The 15,222-nt window shown below is 66.2% G+C and carries 11 protein-coding genes; 9 read left to right on the top strand and 2 right to left on the bottom strand.

Annotation, left to right across the window (positions count from 1 at the left end; all coding sequences use genetic code 11):
* The first annotated feature begins 197 nt into the window (after positions 1 to 197).
* The 3 genes from ACFQU1_RS14480 (at position 198) to ACFQU1_RS14470 (ending at position 2,903) form a co-directional block, all read left to right on the top strand.
* Entirely contained in the window at positions 198 to 1,733 is a 1,536-nt protein-coding gene (locus ACFQU1_RS14480) for a sensor histidine kinase (RefSeq protein WP_378133678.1), read from the top strand.
* A 3-nt stretch (positions 1,734 to 1,736) separates the two neighbouring features.
* A complete protein-coding gene (locus tag ACFQU1_RS14475; protein ID WP_378133676.1) occupies positions 1,737 to 2,090 on the top strand; it encodes a response regulator in 354 nt (117 codons plus the stop codon).
* A gap of 144 nt (positions 2,091 to 2,234) precedes the next feature.
* Entirely contained in the window at positions 2,235 to 2,903 is a 669-nt protein-coding gene (locus tag ACFQU1_RS14470) for a DUF2161 domain-containing phosphodiesterase (protein ID WP_378134070.1), read from the top strand.
* Positions 2,904 to 2,906: 3 nt separating this feature from the next.
* On the opposite strand, the gene ACFQU1_RS14465 is transcribed toward ACFQU1_RS14470, so the two are convergent.
* Both ACFQU1_RS14465 and ACFQU1_RS14460 read right to left on the bottom strand, forming a co-directional pair.
* Positions 2,907 to 3,560, bottom strand: a complete 654-nt coding sequence (locus ACFQU1_RS14465; protein ID WP_378133674.1) for a glutathione S-transferase family protein — start codon at positions 3,558 to 3,560, stop codon at positions 2,907 to 2,909.
* Between the two features lie 10 nt (positions 3,561 to 3,570).
* On the bottom strand, positions 3,571 to 4,143 hold the full coding sequence (locus tag ACFQU1_RS14460) for a dihydrofolate reductase family protein (protein WP_378133672.1): 573 nt from the start codon (positions 4,141 to 4,143) through the stop codon (positions 3,571 to 3,573).
* 100 nt (positions 4,144 to 4,243) lie between these two features.
* Here ACFQU1_RS14460 and ACFQU1_RS14455 point away from each other — a divergent pair, with 100 nt between their 5' ends.
* The 6 genes from ACFQU1_RS14455 to ACFQU1_RS14430 all read left to right on the top strand — a co-directional run bounded on the left by ACFQU1_RS14455 (position 4,244) and on the right by ACFQU1_RS14430 (position 15,218).
* Entirely contained in the window at positions 4,244 to 4,741 is a 498-nt protein-coding gene (locus ACFQU1_RS14455) for a winged helix-turn-helix transcriptional regulator (protein WP_378133670.1), read from the top strand.
* A gap of 222 nt (positions 4,742 to 4,963) precedes the next feature.
* Positions 4,964 to 8,233: a TRCF domain-containing protein gene (locus ACFQU1_RS14450; RefSeq protein WP_378133668.1), complete on the top strand. Its 3,270-nt coding sequence runs from the start codon at positions 4,964 to 4,966 to the stop codon at positions 8,231 to 8,233.
* Positions 8,234 to 8,331: 98 nt separating this feature from the next.
* On the top strand, positions 8,332 to 10,569 hold the full coding sequence (glgX, locus tag ACFQU1_RS14445; RefSeq protein ID WP_378133666.1) for a glycogen debranching protein GlgX: 2,238 nt from the start codon (positions 8,332 to 8,334) through the stop codon (positions 10,567 to 10,569).
* Between the two features lie 266 nt (positions 10,570 to 10,835).
* On the top strand, positions 10,836 to 12,074 hold the full coding sequence (locus tag ACFQU1_RS14440) for an ATP-binding protein (RefSeq protein WP_378134068.1): 1,239 nt from the start codon (positions 10,836 to 10,838) through the stop codon (positions 12,072 to 12,074).
* Positions 12,071 to 12,790: a response regulator gene (locus tag ACFQU1_RS14435; protein WP_378133664.1), complete on the top strand. Its 720-nt coding sequence runs from the start codon at positions 12,071 to 12,073 to the stop codon at positions 12,788 to 12,790. The genes ACFQU1_RS14440 and ACFQU1_RS14435 overlap by 4 nt, the downstream gene beginning before the upstream one ends.
* A 145-nt stretch (positions 12,791 to 12,935) precedes the next feature.
* Positions 12,936 to 15,218 carry an ATP-binding protein gene (locus ACFQU1_RS14430; RefSeq protein ID WP_378133662.1) on the top strand — a complete coding sequence of 761 codons (2,283 nt, stop codon included), beginning with the start codon at positions 12,936 to 12,938 and terminating at the stop codon, positions 15,216 to 15,218.
* The last annotated feature ends 4 nt before the right edge of the window (positions 15,219 to 15,222 follow it).

Here is a 15,222-nt window from a genome sequence, read left to right as displayed (position 1 = left end):
TTGCGCCGCGGCGGCGCATCACAGTCGTGGCGCAGGCGATAGGCAGTGCGGCAAAGCGGCTACGACGACATTCAGCGCAATATGATATGAATCCGCTTGGATGCTAATGCGAAGTTCTGGCGAGATCCGCATCCGAGAACGGGACCCCAGCCTTAACGAGACGCCCATGCCGAGGCAGGTCTGGAGAGAGCGCCACGATGACCGGTGACACGGGCGCTCCTGTCGCCGCGACAGGCCTTATCCCCGGCGGTGGCGAACTCGGCGCGGTCATCCGCGCCTACGACTGGTCGAAGACGAACCTCGGGCAGATCGACCAGTGGCCGCAAAGCCTGCGCACGGCGACCAATATCGTGCTGCAGTCACCGCTCCCCCTCGTCATGCTGTGGGGGGCGGACGGCATCATGATCTATAACGATGCCTATTCCGCCTTCGCGGGAAAGCGCCACCCTAGCCTCCTCGGCTCGCGTGTGCTCGAAGGCTGGCCGGAGGTGGCGGATTTCAACCGGCGCGTGATGGAGACCGGGCTTGCCGGCGGCACCCTCTCCTTCAAGGATCAGCAGCTCACGCTCTACCGCAATAATGTGCCGGAAGAGGTCTGGATGGACCTTAATTACGGCCCCGTCCTCGGCGAAAACGGCAAGCCTGCCGGCGTGCTCGCCATTGTCGTCGAGACCACCCAGCGCGTCCTTGCCGAACAGGCGCTGGCGGCCGAACGCGCGGCGGTGGAGGGAGCCAACCGGCGGCTTGCGGCGGAATCGGAATTCCTGCACGGGCTGTTCGAGCAGGCGCCGAGCCTGATGGCAATGCTGAGCGGCCCGGACCACGTCTTCCGCCTCACCAATGCGACCTTTCGCAATCTGATCGGCGGGCGAGAGGTGCTCGGAAGGCCGCTGCGCGAGGCGATCCCGGAGATCGAGGGGCAGGGCTTCTTCGAACTCGTGGACCAGGTCTATGCGACGGGCGAGCCGTTCATCGGCGCGGGCATGAAGGCGAGCCTGCGGCGTGTGCCGGACGGCCCGCTCGAGGATCGCTATCTGGATTTCATCTACCAGCCGGTCACGAATGCCGCCGGCGAGGTCACCGGCATCTTCGTCGACGGCCAGGACGTCACCGAGCGGCTAAAGACGGAGCGGCATCTGCGCCTCGTCGTCAACGAGCTCAACCATCGCGTGAAGAACACGCTGTCGATGATGCAGGCCATCGCCGCCCAGACCTTCCGCGACGGCGAGGATCTCGCCGCCGCCCAGGCGGCGTTTTCCGCCCGCGTCATGGCGCTCGGACGCGCGAACGACCTCCTGATTGGCGAGAACTGGGAGGGCGCGTCGCTCGGAGATGTGATCGCCCGCACGGCAGCGGCGCATGTGGGCGACGCCGACCGGTTCATCATCGATGGGCCGGTGGTGCGGCTGTCGCCGAAGACGGCAATGGCCGTCTCGATGGCGATGCATGAACTCGCCACCAATGCGGTCAAATACGGCGCCCTCTCCAGCCCTTCGGGAATGGTGGAGGTGCGGTGGACGCTCGCGCCAGAAACCACAGGCGAGCGCCTCTCCCTGACTTGGCGCGAAAGCGGAGGACCACCCGTCGTCGCACCTGCTCGGCGCGGCTTCGGAACGCGCCTCATCGAAAGGGGCCTGGCGGCGGAACTCGGCGGTCGGGTGCAGGTTCTATTCGAACCGACTGGAGTGATCTGTGTCGTTGATGTGTCGATGCCCCCCTATAACGATGAATGATTCATGCCGGGACGTCTGCGGATCCTTGTCGTCGAGGACGAAGCAACCATCGCAATGCTCGTCGAGGACATGCTGCTCGATCTCGGTCATGAGGTCGTCGGCCTCGCCATGAGGCTGCCGCAGGCCGTGCAAATGGCCGGCTCGATGGACTTCGACCTTGCCATTCTCGATATCAACCTCGACGGGCGGCGCTCCTTCCCGGTCGCCGACGTGCTCGCCACGCGCGGCATCCCCTTCTTCTTCGCCTCGGGCTATGGGTCGGCCGGCCTCGAGCCGCCCTACAACGACCAGGTCACGATCCGCAAACCCTTCGAGCAGCGCGACCTGCAGCGGGCCATCGCGCATTCAGGACTCTGACAGGCAGCTAATGCCGAACCGGATCGCCTGCTCTCACCATGAGCGAGGCTCGACGCCGCGGCTACAGCGCGATCCGTTATGATAGCAACCGGCGAATCGGCGGCAAGGGGCATCTTCCGGCCGCGGCTAACCGGGAGGGCGGATCTGGAAACCTCGTTGTATCTGCCGGTCAAGCGCTTCCTCGAAGGGCTCGGCTTTACCGTCAAGGGCGAGATCGGTGGCTGCGACCTCCTCGCGGTGAAGGGCGAGGAGCCGCCGCTCATCGTCATCGGCGAGCTCAAGATGAGCTTCAATCTCGAATTGGTGCTGCAGGGCGTCGACCGCGCCACTGCCTGCGACGAGGTCTGGCTCGCCGCCCGCCTTTCGCCGCGCGGCAAGGGCCGGGAGAGCGATGCCCGCTTCCGCAATCTCTGCCGCCGGCTCGGCTTCGGCCTGCTCGGTGTCTCGTCCGGCGGCGACGTCGAGATCATCGTGAGCCCCGCCGCGCCGATGCCGCGCAAGGACCCGCGCCGCCGTTCGCGCCTCGTCGACGAGCACCGCCGCCGGCAAGGCGATCCCGCCGAAGGCGGTAGCACGCGCGCCCCGATCATGACCGCCTATCGCCAACAGGCGCTCGCCTGCGCCGCGGTGCTCGTCGAGGGACCACGGCGACCGCGGGATCTGAAGCCCGCGATCCCGGATGCGCCGAAGATCCTCAAGCGCAACGTCTACGGTTGGTTCGTCCGCACCGGTCGCGGCATCTACGAGCTGACGGATGCCGGCCGGGCGGCGCTGGAGCGCTGGCCGCAGCCTCAGATGATCAAGGCAGCGTAAGGCTCAGTCGCGGTCCGGCGCGCCGAGCGGAAAGAGCGACCGATAGGGCCGCGCCTCGTCGACGGCCCGCGCGAAGGAAGGCCGGGCGAGAAGCCGCTGCCGGTAGGCGCGGACATTGACGAAAGCCTCGCCGATCGGATGGGTCCAGTCGGCGTAGAAGAGGGACGGCGCCGCCGCGCAATCGGCCAAACTGAAGGCGTCGCCCGCCGCCCACTCGCGTCCTGCCAATTCCTTGTCGAGCCAACCATAGGCGGTGTCGAGCATGGCCCGCGCCTCGGCGACGCCATAGGGGTCGCGATGCTCGGCCGGGCGGATGCTGTCGAAGACGATGCGCCCCTGAGGGGTCGCAATGTGGTTGTCGAAGAAGCGATCCATAAAGCGCGCCGCGAGCGCCGCGCGCTGATCCTGCGGAATGAGCCGCACCGGCCCCGGGTGATGCAGGGCGAGATGCTCGATGATGATCGTGGTTTCGATCACCGCGCGGCCGTCGTCGACGAGCACGGGAAAGCGATTGAGCGGCCAGAGCTCCGTGAGCTCGGCCATGGCGCCGTCCTCGTCGAGCTTGCGGTAGGTGAAGGGCGTCTCGTTCTCATAAAGAGCGATCAGCACCTTCTGGCAATAGGAGGAGAAGGGGTGGGCATAGAGCGTCAGCGCCATAACGCGTCCCCTAGCGATCGCGGCGATAGTGCAGGATGACGGCGCCGGTATCGAGCTTGTGCGCGTCGATGAGGCTGAGCGCCAGCGCCGGCAAACCGGGCTCGAAGAGGCGCTTGCCGTCGCCGAAAAGGCTTGGTGTGATCATCAGGCGGTACTCGTCGACGAGGTCGAGCGCAACGAGGCTGTTCGCGAGACCCGCCCCACCGAAGGAGTAAATCTCGCCCTGGGCAGAGCGCTTGAGCGCATTCACCGCGGCGGCAAGATCGTCCTTGACGAGCGTTGCGTTCCAGCCGGGATCGCCCGTCAGCGTCGTCGAGACCACCGTCTTCGGCAGCCGGTTCATTGTCACGGCATAAGAGATACCGGCCGCAGGGCTCGCCGGATCGGTGTCGGCCGCGCTCCAGAAGCCCTTGTTGAAGAGAAAATTCGTGCGGCCGTAGATGAGGTGGCCGGCCCGCGGCAAGGCATAGCCCGACCAGTGCGCCGACAGGTCGTCCGACCAGGCCGGCGGGGCGAATTCGCCATCGGGCTTTTCGATATAGCCGTCGAGGCTCGTGAACATCGATAAGACGAGCTTTGCCATAACCGTTCTCCCTCTCGATAAGACTGATTTCGAATTGCAAGCAGTTGTGTTCTAACCAAACCGATCTTACTTTGCAAGCAGTTTCCTCTGGAGATCATTCATGGACGCGGCGCATCGCTCGGGCTGCCCGATCAATCTGACGCTCGAAGTGCTCGGCGACCGCTGGAGTCTCATCGTCATTCGCGACATCATGTTCGGCAACCGCCGCCACTATCGCGAGCTTCTCACTCTCTCCGACGAAGGCATCGCCTCGAATATCCTGGCCGACCGCTTGAAACGGCTGGTCGAGGCCGGGCTCCTCTCGAAGCGCGATGATCCCAGCCATAAGCAGAAGGCGATCTACAGCCTGACGGAGCCCGCCATTCAGCTGGTGCCGCTCCTCGCCCATATGGGCGCCTGGGGCCGGCGGCATAGGCCAGTGTCGGAAGAGCTTTCCATCCGCGCTCAGCTCCTGGAAGAAGGCGGTCCGCCGCTCTGGGAGGCCTTCATGGACGAGCTCCGCACGCTGCATCTCGGCGCGCCATCCGCCGGTCCCTCCGTGCTCGCGCGATTGCAAGCGGCCTATGAGGACGTCGTGGCGCGGAAGGCGGGGCAATAAGACCCCACTCTCCGCTGAGGGCAGGCGATCGCATTTAGCCATCCTTCCCTCCTCGGCTCAATGAAGCATGAGGCTGCTGGAACCGAGCGGGCCGACTTCGGGTTACCGGCTGACAAAGCTGGATCCCATGACGCGCGTCGGCTCTCCCCTCTCCCACCCTTCTGACGCGTCCGCGCGGCCGCCGGCCCGCGCTGCCCGGCAACGCCGGTCACGCTGATGCACATGCCGGCCGACGTCGCGCTCGCCCCGCCGGAGATTACCCGATCATCGCCGCTCGGGGCGATCGGGGTCTTTCTGCTCGGGCAGTGGCGATCATCGCCGGCGGGTCTCCTCTTCCTGTCGGGCAGCGAGCGGCGAGCGGAGCATCTCGGCGCCATCCTCTACGCGCTCGATCCCGCCTGCGACCCGATGGTCCTGCCGCGCTCGGATGCCCTGCCCTATGACGACGGTCTGCCGTCGCGCGACGTGATGGGGCGGCGCGCCTCGGTGCTGCGCCGGGTCGCGCAGGGCGCGGGCAAGCCGCTCGTCCTTGCGGTGGCGGATGCCGCCCTGCTGCGGGTGCCGCCACGCGATGTATGGGCGGATGCGACGCTGGCGCTCCGTCTCGGGATGCCGCTCGACCTGGGGGCGCTCCAAGCTTTTCTCGACCGCACCGGCTATGTGCAGGAGGCGCGCGCCGATGAGCCCGGCGAAGTCGCCGTTCATGGCCAGGTGGTCGACGTCTATCCGGCCGGCGCGCTCGGGCCGGTGCGCATCGAGCTCGGCGAAGGCCGCATCGAGGGCCTGCAGAGCTATGATCCCCTCACCCAGCGCACAACCGGCGAACTGGCCGAGGTGGTCCTCGATCCGGCCTCCGAGATGTTCGCCTTAGCGGCGAAGGATCCGGCGTGCCCACCCGCGGCCGACGTACGGCTCCAGAGCCTGTTCGACTATATGCCCGAAGCGACGATCGTAAAGGGCGGCGGGGTCGAGACACGAGGGGCGCAATGGCTCAGACAGATCGCGGAAGCGCGCGAGACGAGCCGCGACCTGCCGCTCCTGCGGGCGAGCCTCGGCGCAATTTCCCCCGATCGCCTCTATCTCAGCGAGCAGGAATGGCAGGCTGCGACGAGCGGGCCGCAGGTGACGGAGCTCGCGGGGGAAGATTGTCCGGCCGAGACGCGCGTGCCGCGCTTCGCAACGCGGCCCGCGCCGCTGCGCGCTTTGCGCAACTTCCTCGGGGAAGAGCTCGCCCGCGGCAGGCGTGTGGTGCTGACGGCCGCCGACGATGCGGAGTTGCGAAGCCTCGAACGCCGTGCCCGGGAGGCGGCGCCCGGCGGCGTTCAGAGGGCTTCCAGCTGGCCCGAGGTGGTCGAGCGCGAAGTGGGCACCCTCTCCAGCCTGCGGGTCGATTGCGAAGCGGGCTTCGTGCTGCCGTCGCTGTCGGTCAGCGTCGTGACCGCGGCAGATGTCTTCGGCTCACGTGCGGCGCATGAGGCGCCGCTCGGCCTGCGCGAACAGGACATGGCGCCGGCGCGTGAGGTGCTGCGAACGGGCGATATCGTGGTGCATCTGGAGCGTGGCGTCGGCCAGTTGCGCGGCATCGAGACGATCTCCGGCACCGGGCTCGCCGAGCGCGACATGGTCCGCCTCGAATATGCGGGCGGCGCCGTCGTCATGGTGCCTGTGGAGGAGCTTGCGCTCGTCTGGAAATATGGCGCGGAGGCGGGCATCCAGCTCGACCGCCCCGACGGCGGATCCTGGGAGAAGCGCCGCGGCGATCTCGAAAAGGAGATCGAGAAGACGGCCGCGCGATTGGCTGCGCTCGCGAGCGAACGCGCGGCGAAGACCGCGCCGAAGCTCGTGCCGTCGGCCACCGACTATGAACGTTTCGTCGCCCGCTTTCCCTTTTTTGCCACCCCCGATCAAGCGCGTGCCGCCGAGGAGGTGCTGCAAGACCTCGCCTCCGGCCGGCCCATGAATCGGCTCGTCTGCGGCGATGTCGGCTTCGGCAAGACCGAGGTCGCGCTGCGCGCGGCGGCGGCCGCTGCGCTCAGCGGCTTCCAGGTCGCTGTCGCTGTGCCGACCACGGTGCTCGCACGCCAGCATCTCGAGACCTTTCGGCGCCGCTTCGCCGGCTTCGACGTCACAATCGGCCATCTCTCGCGCTTCGCCTCGGCCACGGAGGCCCGCAGCGTCAAAGACGGCTTGGCCGACGGCTCGATCCGCATCGTCATCGGCACCCATGCGATCGCCGGCAAGGACGTGGCCTTCAAGGAGCTCGGGCTCGTCATCATCGATGAGGAGCAGCGCTTCGGCGCCAAGGACAAGGAGAAATTGCGGGCGCTCGGCGAGGACCTGCACGTGCTGACGCTGACGGCAACGCCCATCCCGCGCACGTTGCAGCATGCCGTCACCGGCCTCGCCGATCTCAGCGTCATCGCGACGCCGCCCGCCCGGCGCATGCCGGTGCGGACCATCGCCGCCCCCTTTGCCGACGAGGCCGTGCGCAGCGCGCTCACTTACGAGCATCGCCGCGGCGGACAGAGCTTTGTCGTCTGCCCGCGGATCCAGGACATCGAGCCGATCGCAGCGCGCCTGCGCGAGATCGTTCCGGCGCTCGATCTGCGTGTGGTGCACGGCCGGATGCCGGCTCAAGCCATCGATGACGTGATGGTCGCCTTTGCCGCCGGGCAAGGGGACGTGCTCGTCGCGACGAATATCATCGAGAGCGGGCTCGATCTGCCGCGCGCCAATACCATCCTTGTCTGTCGCCCGGACCGCTTCGGCCTCGCCCAGCTCCATCAGCTGCGCGGCCGGGTGGGCCGCGGCGCGCGGCGCGGCTTCGCCTATCTGCTGAGTGACCCGGAAGCTCAGCAGACCGAGATCTCCGAAGAGCGGCTGCAGGCCCTGCAGGACCTCGAGCGGCTCGGCGCCGGCTTTGCCATCAGCGAACGCGACCTCAATTTGCGTGGCGCCGGCGATCTTCTCGGAGAAGACCAGACAGGACATCTGAAGCTCGTCGGCCCCTCGCTCTACCGGCATCTCATCGACCGCGCCCTGCGGGCAGCACGTGGCGAAGACGTGGTGGAGGACTATGTGCCGGAGCTCAACCTCGACGCCACGGCTCGCATCCCGCCCGACTATGTGCCCGACGAGGAGGCGCGGCTCGAGCTTTATGGACGGGTGGCGCGCGCCGCGACAGAGGGCGAGGTCGACGAATTGGAGGACGAGATCGAAGACCGGTTCGGCAGCCTGCCCGAACCGGTGCGTGACCTCCTGGCGCTCGCCCGCATCCGGCAGGCCTGCCGCCGGCTGGGGATCGCGCGCATCGATGCCGGCCCCCAGGCGATCGCCATCACCTTTCGCGGCAAGGGCCGCAAGGCTCGCGCTACGCTCAAGAAGAACGGCTTTCCCTGCCACTGGAACGAGGAGAGATTGATCGTCGCGGTGGCGAGCGAAACCGCAGCGCGCCTCGGCATCGTCGGCGATGTCGTGTCGAGGCTCGGGTAGAGGCGTCGTTCTCAGGTCGAATTCGGCGGAGGCGGCGTGGAACGAAGCGGGACATCGGTCGGTTTGGAAAGACCGTTCTCCGTTCTCCGAGGATCTCCATGGCGCCGAGCATACACGGGAAGCACCGGTCTTCCACCGTGCAGCGTTCAGTCATTCGCGAGGGCAAAGCCTTCCCGCTCGGTGCCACCTGGGATGGCCTGGGCGTCAATTTCGCCCTGTTCTCGGCGAATGCCACGAAAGTCGAGCTCTGCCTGTTCGACATCGACGGCGAGAAGGAAATCGAGCGCATCGAACTGCCGGAATATACCGACGAGGTCTGGCATGGCTATCTGCCCGAAGCGCGGCCCGGCACCGTCTATGGCTATCGCGTCTATGGCCCCTACGAGCCCGATGCCGGCCACCGCTTCAATCCGAACAAGCTCCTGATCGATCCCTATGCCAAGCAGCTCGTCGGCTCGCTGAGTTGGGGCCCCGAATTGTTTGGCTACAAGATCGACAGCCCCGACAAGGATCTGTCCTTCGACGAACGCGACAGCGCCAGGCGCATGCCCAAATGCCGGGTCATCGACCCCGCCTTCACCTGGGGGCAGGAGCGCCGGCCCTCCGTGCCCTGGGAGCAGACGATCATCTACGAAATGCATGTGAAGGGCTTCACCAAGCTCAACGCGCGCATTCCGGAAAGCGAGCGCGGGACCTTTGCCGGCCTCGCGCATGCGCGGATAGCGGACTATCTGCGGACGCTCGGCGTGACCTCGGCCGAGTTGCTGCCGATCCATGCCTTCGTCGACGACAGCTATCTCGTCGACAAGGGCCTCAGGAACTACTGGGGCTATAACTCGATCGCCTTCTTCGCGCCGGAGCCGCGCTATCTCCATTCGCCCTTCACGAACGAATTCAAGGAGATGGTCAACCAGTTCCATGCGGCCGGCATCGAGGTGATCCTCGACGTGGTCTATAACCACACGGCCGAGGGCAACGAACTCGGGCCGACGCTCTCGCTCAAGGGCATCGATAACGCGAGCTACTATCGCCTGCTGCCCGACGAGAAACGCTACTACATCAACGACACGGGGACCGGAAACACGGTCAATCTTTCCCACCCGCGCGTGCTGCAGATGGTGGCGGATTCGCTGCGCTACTGGGCGCAGGAGATGCGCGTCGACGGGTTCCGCTTCGACCTTGCGACGATCCTCGCCCGCGAACCCTACGGCTTCGATGAAGGCGGCGGCTTCCTCGACGCCTGCAGGCAGGACCCGGTTCTTTCCAGCGTCAAGCTCATCGCCGAGCCTTGGGACATCGGACCGGGCGGTTATCAGGTCGGCCAGTATCCGCCGGGCTGGGCGGAGTGGAACGACAAGTTCCGCGACACCGTGCGCGCCTTCTGGAAGGGCGACGAGGGCAAGCTCGCCGAGCTTGCAGCCCGCGTTGCGGGTTCCGGCGACATCTTCAACAAGCGCGGCCGCAAACCCTGGGCGAGCGTGAATTTCATCACGGCCCACGACGGTTTCAACCTGAACGACCTCGTCTCCTACAACGACAAGCACAACGAGGCGAATGGCGAGGACAACCGCGACGGCCATTCCAACAACCATTCCTGGAACCACGGCGTGGAGGGCCCGACCGACGATCCGGAGATCACCGCCTTGCGCGAGCGCCAGAAGCGCAACCTTCTCGCGACGCTTCTTCTGTCGCAGGGCACGCCGATGATCCTGGCCGGCGACGAGTTCGGCCACAGCCTGCGCGGCAACAACAATGCCTATGCCCAGGACAACGAGATCACCTGGCTCGACTGGGCCGCAATCACCCCGGAAGGCCGCGCGCTGATCGAATTCACGCGCAAGCTCATCGCCGTGCGCAAGGCCTATCCGATCCTGCATCGCGGGCGCTTTCTCGTCGGCAATTACAACGAGGAACTCGACGTCAAGGACGTGACCTGGCTATCGCCCACGGGCGAGGAAATGTCCCAGGACCAATGGGAAGACTCCAATGCCCGCTGCATGGGCATGCTGCTCGACGGGCGCGCGCAGCCCACCGGCATCAAGCGGCGCGGCTCCGACGCCACCCTGCTCATCGTCATGAACGCCCACCACGACGTCGTCGAATTCACCCTGCCGGCCGTGCCCGAAGGCAAGCGGTGGATCGGCCTGCTCGATACGAATGACCCGGACCGCACCAATGCGCCGACCTTCGACTTCGGCCATGTCTATGCGGTCACCGGGCGCTCGGCCCTCGTCTTCGTGCTCGGCCTGGAGGATCGCCAGCCGCGTTATCTGCGGGAGGGCATCGGCGCCATCCTCAACATCGCCGAGCAGCCGGTCGCCGGCGATATTGGATGAGGCGGGATATCCCGCGTCATTGGTCCATCTGCTGACTTACCCCTAAGGCCGGGCCTTACCGGGCGCTGATTACCGGCTCGGCCTCATTTTTCGCCATTCCACAAGCGATTCCCGCCTTCATCGCGGATGTTAGCCCCTGTTGTATCGTGGTAATCTGCGCATATAAGGGGGCGGCAGAGGGCGAGGTGGTGGGCGAGAGCGATCTTTTCTACCTCACCGACGATGAACTAGAAGACGCGGGCGTCGATCGACGCAATCCGTGGACGATCGCTGTCGTCGACGACGACCCCGCCGTGCACGAGGCGACGCGCTTTGCCCTCCATGACTATACGCTCGACGCCCGCCGCCTGGTGATCCTGTCCGCGCATTCGGCGCAGGAAGGGCGCACGCTCCTCCGCGCGCATCCCGAAACGGCGCTTGTCCTCCTCGACGTCGTCATGGAAACCGACGACGCGGGTCTCGAGGTCGCCGATTTCGTGCGCAAGGAACTCGGCAACGACATCATCCGCATCATCCTGCGCACTGGGCAGCCCGGCCAGGCGCCCGAACGCCGCGTGGTGATCGATCACGACATCAACGACTACAAGTCCAAGACGGAACTCACGGCCGACAAGCTCTTCACCACCATGACCGCGGCGCTACGCAGCTACGAGCAATTGCGCCGGCTGCAGGAGACCCGCCGGGCGCTGGAGGAAGTCAATGCCTGTCTCGAAGAGCGCGTCCTCGAGCGTACCGCCGCGCTCGTGAAGGCCAACGAGCGGCTGGAGGCGCAGCGCGCCGACTTGCGGCGCGCCAATCGGCTGAAGAACGAGATTCTCGGCACCATTGCCCATGACCTCAAAAACCCGCTCGGGATCATTCTCGGTCGCACGGAGATGATGCAGGAGCTGCTCGCGACATCGCCGCCGCCCGTCGAATCGCTGAGAACCCAGATCGAGCATGTGCGCGGTTCCGCACGTCACCTTACGACGATGGTCGATACGCTTCTGGCCGATGCGATGAACGACGCGCTCGACATCACCGTCCGGAGAGAGCCGCTGGATTATGCCGCCCTGGTCTGCGATGTCGTTGCAAGCAACCGTCTTCTGGCCGAAAGAAAAGAGCAGCGAATCACCGTCAAAGGTCCGCCCGCGATCGCGGTGAACGGCGATCAGGACCGGCTTCGGGAGGCTATCGACAATCTCGTGTCCAACGCCATCAAATATGGTCCGGTCGGCAGCACCATCGAAGTGGCGCTGTCGCAGGAAGACGGCGCCATCGTCTGCCGCGTGCGCGACGAAGGACCCGGCCTGTCGCCGGAAGACGAACGCCGGGTCTTCGCGCGCTTCCAGCGTCTGTCGGCCAAGCCGACCGCGGGCGAAACATCCACGGGGCTCGGCCTCTCCATCGTCAAGCGCATCGCGGAGCTCCACGGCGGTCATGTGAGCGCCGAAAGCCTCGGGCCGGGGCGTGGCTCCATCTTCTCCTTGCATCTCTTGGCGACGAACGACACGAACGGCCGATGAGCACGGGTCAGCGGATTTTCGTCGTGGACGACGAGCAGGCCGCCCGCGAGATGGTGGGCGACTATCTCACCATGCACGGGTTTTCGGTAACGCTCTGCGACGGCGGCGGCAGCCTCAGGCGGCTGATGGATGAAGCAAGGCCCGATCTGGTCGTGCTTGACCTCAACATGCCGGAAGAGGACGGCCTGTCGGTCATCCGCGGCCTCAAGGCGAAGGCTGATGTGCCGATCATCATGCTGACCGCAACCGCCAGCCCCATCGACCGCGTGGTCGGACTGGAGCTCGGGGCGGACGACTATCTCGCCAAGCCCTGCGAGCTGCGCGAGCTCGTGGCACGCATTCGCTCGGTGCTCCGGCGCAGCGCCGATCGCGGCGCTGTGGCAGCGCCCGCTCCGCCGACCCGGCGCGTTCCCTTCGGCACCAAATGGCTCGATCTCGACAGCCATAAGCTCTGCGACGAGGCCGGCGCGGCCCAGGTCCTGACCAAGTCCGAATATCTGCTGCTCAAGGCCTTTGCCGATCATCCCAAACGCGTTCTGTCGCGCGAGCGCCTTCTCGACCTCGCCGACGCGCGCGACCCCGATGCTTTCGACCGCTCCATCGACGTGCGCATCAACCGCATCCGCAAGAAGGTGGAGCCGGATCCCGCCAATCCGCGGTTCATCCGCACGGTACGGGGCATCGGCTATATCTTTCAGCCGGACGGCAGCGAGTGACGGGCGACCCGCATTTGTTGCGTCGCGAGGCCCTCGACGAAACAATGTGTCCTCGCTGAAATAAACCGCCCTTTGATCTTCATTGCACGCAAAAGCGCGGCAATGATCATCAGCGATAATGCGCGGCGGTCGGGTCGGAGGGGTCATGCGGATCAGGGACAGGATATTGCTGGTGGGCGGCGTTCCCATCGCAATAGCGGCCGTGATCGCGCTCACCGCCTGGCTGCTGCTGAACGAGGCCGAGAGAGCCCGCAACGGCGCCGTCCTCGCCGGTGCGGTCTATCGCGATCTTCTCGTCTCCATGACGGTGCGCGACGATTATGTCGAGGCCCGCTCCGTCGACCGATCGCCACAGGCGGAGCGTTTCATGGATATGGCCGCGAGCGTCCAGGGGCGGCTCCATGAACTTGGCGAGACGGCGCGCACGGTCGCGCAGCGCGACAAGGTCCATGAGGTCGAGGAGGCGCTCTCGCGCTATGTGGACCGCATGCGGCAGTATATCGCCGTCACGGAAGCCAACGACAAGCTCATCTACGACATGTCGCTGAGGGCCGACGCCCTCGTCACGCTCGCCAACGAGGCACGCACACGCCAGCATGCGTCCAACGCCGATATCATCGCCTCGCTGACGGCCAAGGACCAGCGCCTCGGCCGGATGCGCGACATCGAGGATCACGCCCACGAGCTGCGGGCCGCGCTGTGGGCCGTGCAATCGGCGGCGAGTGCGGAAGCCGGCCGTGACGATCGCAGCTTTGCCCTGAGCCAGCTGCACCGGGCGAGCGACGAGCTGGCCGAGGCGCTGAAGCGCGACGGCCGCCCCGCCGCCGACGAGTTGGTCGCCCTCACCCGTGCCGTCGAGAGCAGCAGTGGACGCGATGCGGAACGTGCGACCGAGGCGTTGCTCGCCTGGTGCGACCGGCTGCTCAAGGTGGAGATCACCGCACGCCGCGCCTTGCACGAGGAGATCGCCCAGCTTCTCACCTATTCCGTCCAGGCAAACGAAAACGAGCAGGCGACGCAGAATATCGCCATTGCCACACTCAAGCTGGGGCAGGAAACGAATGAGGCGCTGGCGAGCCGCGATCCGGAAGCCGCCAGGCTCAAGCTGGAAAAGAGCAGCGAGCTCGCGACGGCGGCAGCCACCCTGCCGATCTCGCCCCTAATCCAGGCCGATATGATGGACGCGATCACCCAATGGCGCGAGCGCCTGGGCACCACGATCGACGGCCTCCGGCGACAGAACGACATGATCGCCGACATGGACAATACGGCGGCAGCCATGGTGGCGAGCGCGCGCTCCTTGAACGACATGTTCACGGGCGATGCCGACCAACTCGGCTCCTTCATTCGCTCGATCCTTGTGGTCGGGGCCACCTTCGGCCTCCTCTTCGGGTCGGGGGCAGCCTTCCTCGTCGCGCGTTCGATCACCAATCCGTTGCGGCGCCTGCAGGAGCGCATGCTCGCGCTCGCCGCCGATCCGCTCGCGGGCCAAGTCGGCGAGGCCAACAGGCGCGACGAGCTCGGCGACATGGCGCGCGCCGCCAATTTCTTCGTCCTGGAAATCGGCCGGCGTGAAAAAGACCTGCGCCAGGCGAAGGACCGCACCGAGGAGGCGCTGGCCGAACTGCGGCAGACGCAAGCCGACCTCATCCAGGCGGAAAAGCTCGCCTCGCTCGGCCAGCTCGTCGCCGGCGTCGCGCATGAGATCAACACGCCCCTGGGCATCGCATTGACCACGGCGACGCTCCTCGGCGACGAGGCCAAGGATTTCGAGCGCGCCCTCGACGGCAACCAGTTGCCGCGCTCCAGGCTGATCTCCTTCCTCGACCGCATGAAGGAGGGCTCGCGGCTCCTCTTCGTCAATCTCGGCCGCGCGGCCGATCTCGTGCACAGCTTCAAGCAGGTCGCGGTGGACCAGGTGAGCGACGACTGCCGCCGGTTCGAGGTGAAGACCTGGCTCGAAGACGTCATCCGGAGCCTCGGCCCCCTGCTGCGCAGGACGAAACACGAGGTGGCGCTCGACTGTCCGCCCGACCTGCGCGTCCACACCTATCCCGGCGCGCTGACCCAGGTGCTCACCAATCTCGTCATGAATGCCGTCGTGCATGCCTATGGCGAAGGCCAGGCCGGACGGATCTCGATCGCCGTGAGCGAGCAGCGGGCCGACCGGCTCAGCCTGACGGTGCAGGACGACGGCAAGGGCATTCCGGCCGACCAGATCGGCCGGATTTTCGATCCGTTCTTCACGACGGCGCGCAGCCGCGGCAGTACGGGCCTCGGCTTGCACATCGTCTATAATCTCGTCACCAACAAGCTGCAGGGACGCATCGAGGTGGCGAGCCGTCCCGGCGCGGGAACGACCTTCCGCATCGACCTGCCGCGCTCGGTCGCGGGCGAAGCGCCCATCAGCGCCGCGGCGCTGTCATAGGATC

The sequence above is a fragment of the Chelatococcus sp. GCM10030263 genome, assembly GCF_042666455.1.
Classification (GTDB): Bacteria; Pseudomonadota; Alphaproteobacteria; order Rhizobiales; family Beijerinckiaceae; genus Chelatococcus.
Note: the sequence above shows the minus strand (reverse complement) of the source record. Positions and strands in the feature narration are given on the sequence as shown.

Coding starts and splice junctions, on each gene's coding strand:
- ACFQU1_RS14475 (WP_378133676.1), top strand. CDS start 1,737: ATGCCGGGACGTCTGCGGATCCTTGTCGTCGAGGACGAAGCAACCATC.
- ACFQU1_RS14430 (WP_378133662.1), top strand. CDS start 12,936: ATGCGGATCAGGGACAGGATATTGCTGGTGGGCGGCGTTCCCATCGCA.
- ACFQU1_RS14450 (WP_378133668.1), top strand. CDS start 4,964: ATGCCGGCCGACGTCGCGCTCGCCCCGCCGGAGATTACCCGATCATCG.
- ACFQU1_RS14460 (WP_378133672.1), bottom strand. CDS start 4,143: ATGGCAAAGCTCGTCTTATCGATGTTCACGAGCCTCGACGGCTATATC.
- ACFQU1_RS14480 (WP_378133678.1), top strand. CDS start 198: ATGACCGGTGACACGGGCGCTCCTGTCGCCGCGACAGGCCTTATCCCC.
- glgX (WP_378133666.1), top strand. CDS start 8,332: ATGGCGCCGAGCATACACGGGAAGCACCGGTCTTCCACCGTGCAGCGT.
- ACFQU1_RS14465 (WP_378133674.1), bottom strand. CDS start 3,560: ATGGCGCTGACGCTCTATGCCCACCCCTTCTCCTCCTATTGCCAGAAG.
- ACFQU1_RS14435 (WP_378133664.1), top strand. CDS start 12,071: ATGAGCACGGGTCAGCGGATTTTCGTCGTGGACGACGAGCAGGCCGCC.
- ACFQU1_RS14455 (WP_378133670.1), top strand. CDS start 4,244: ATGGACGCGGCGCATCGCTCGGGCTGCCCGATCAATCTGACGCTCGAA.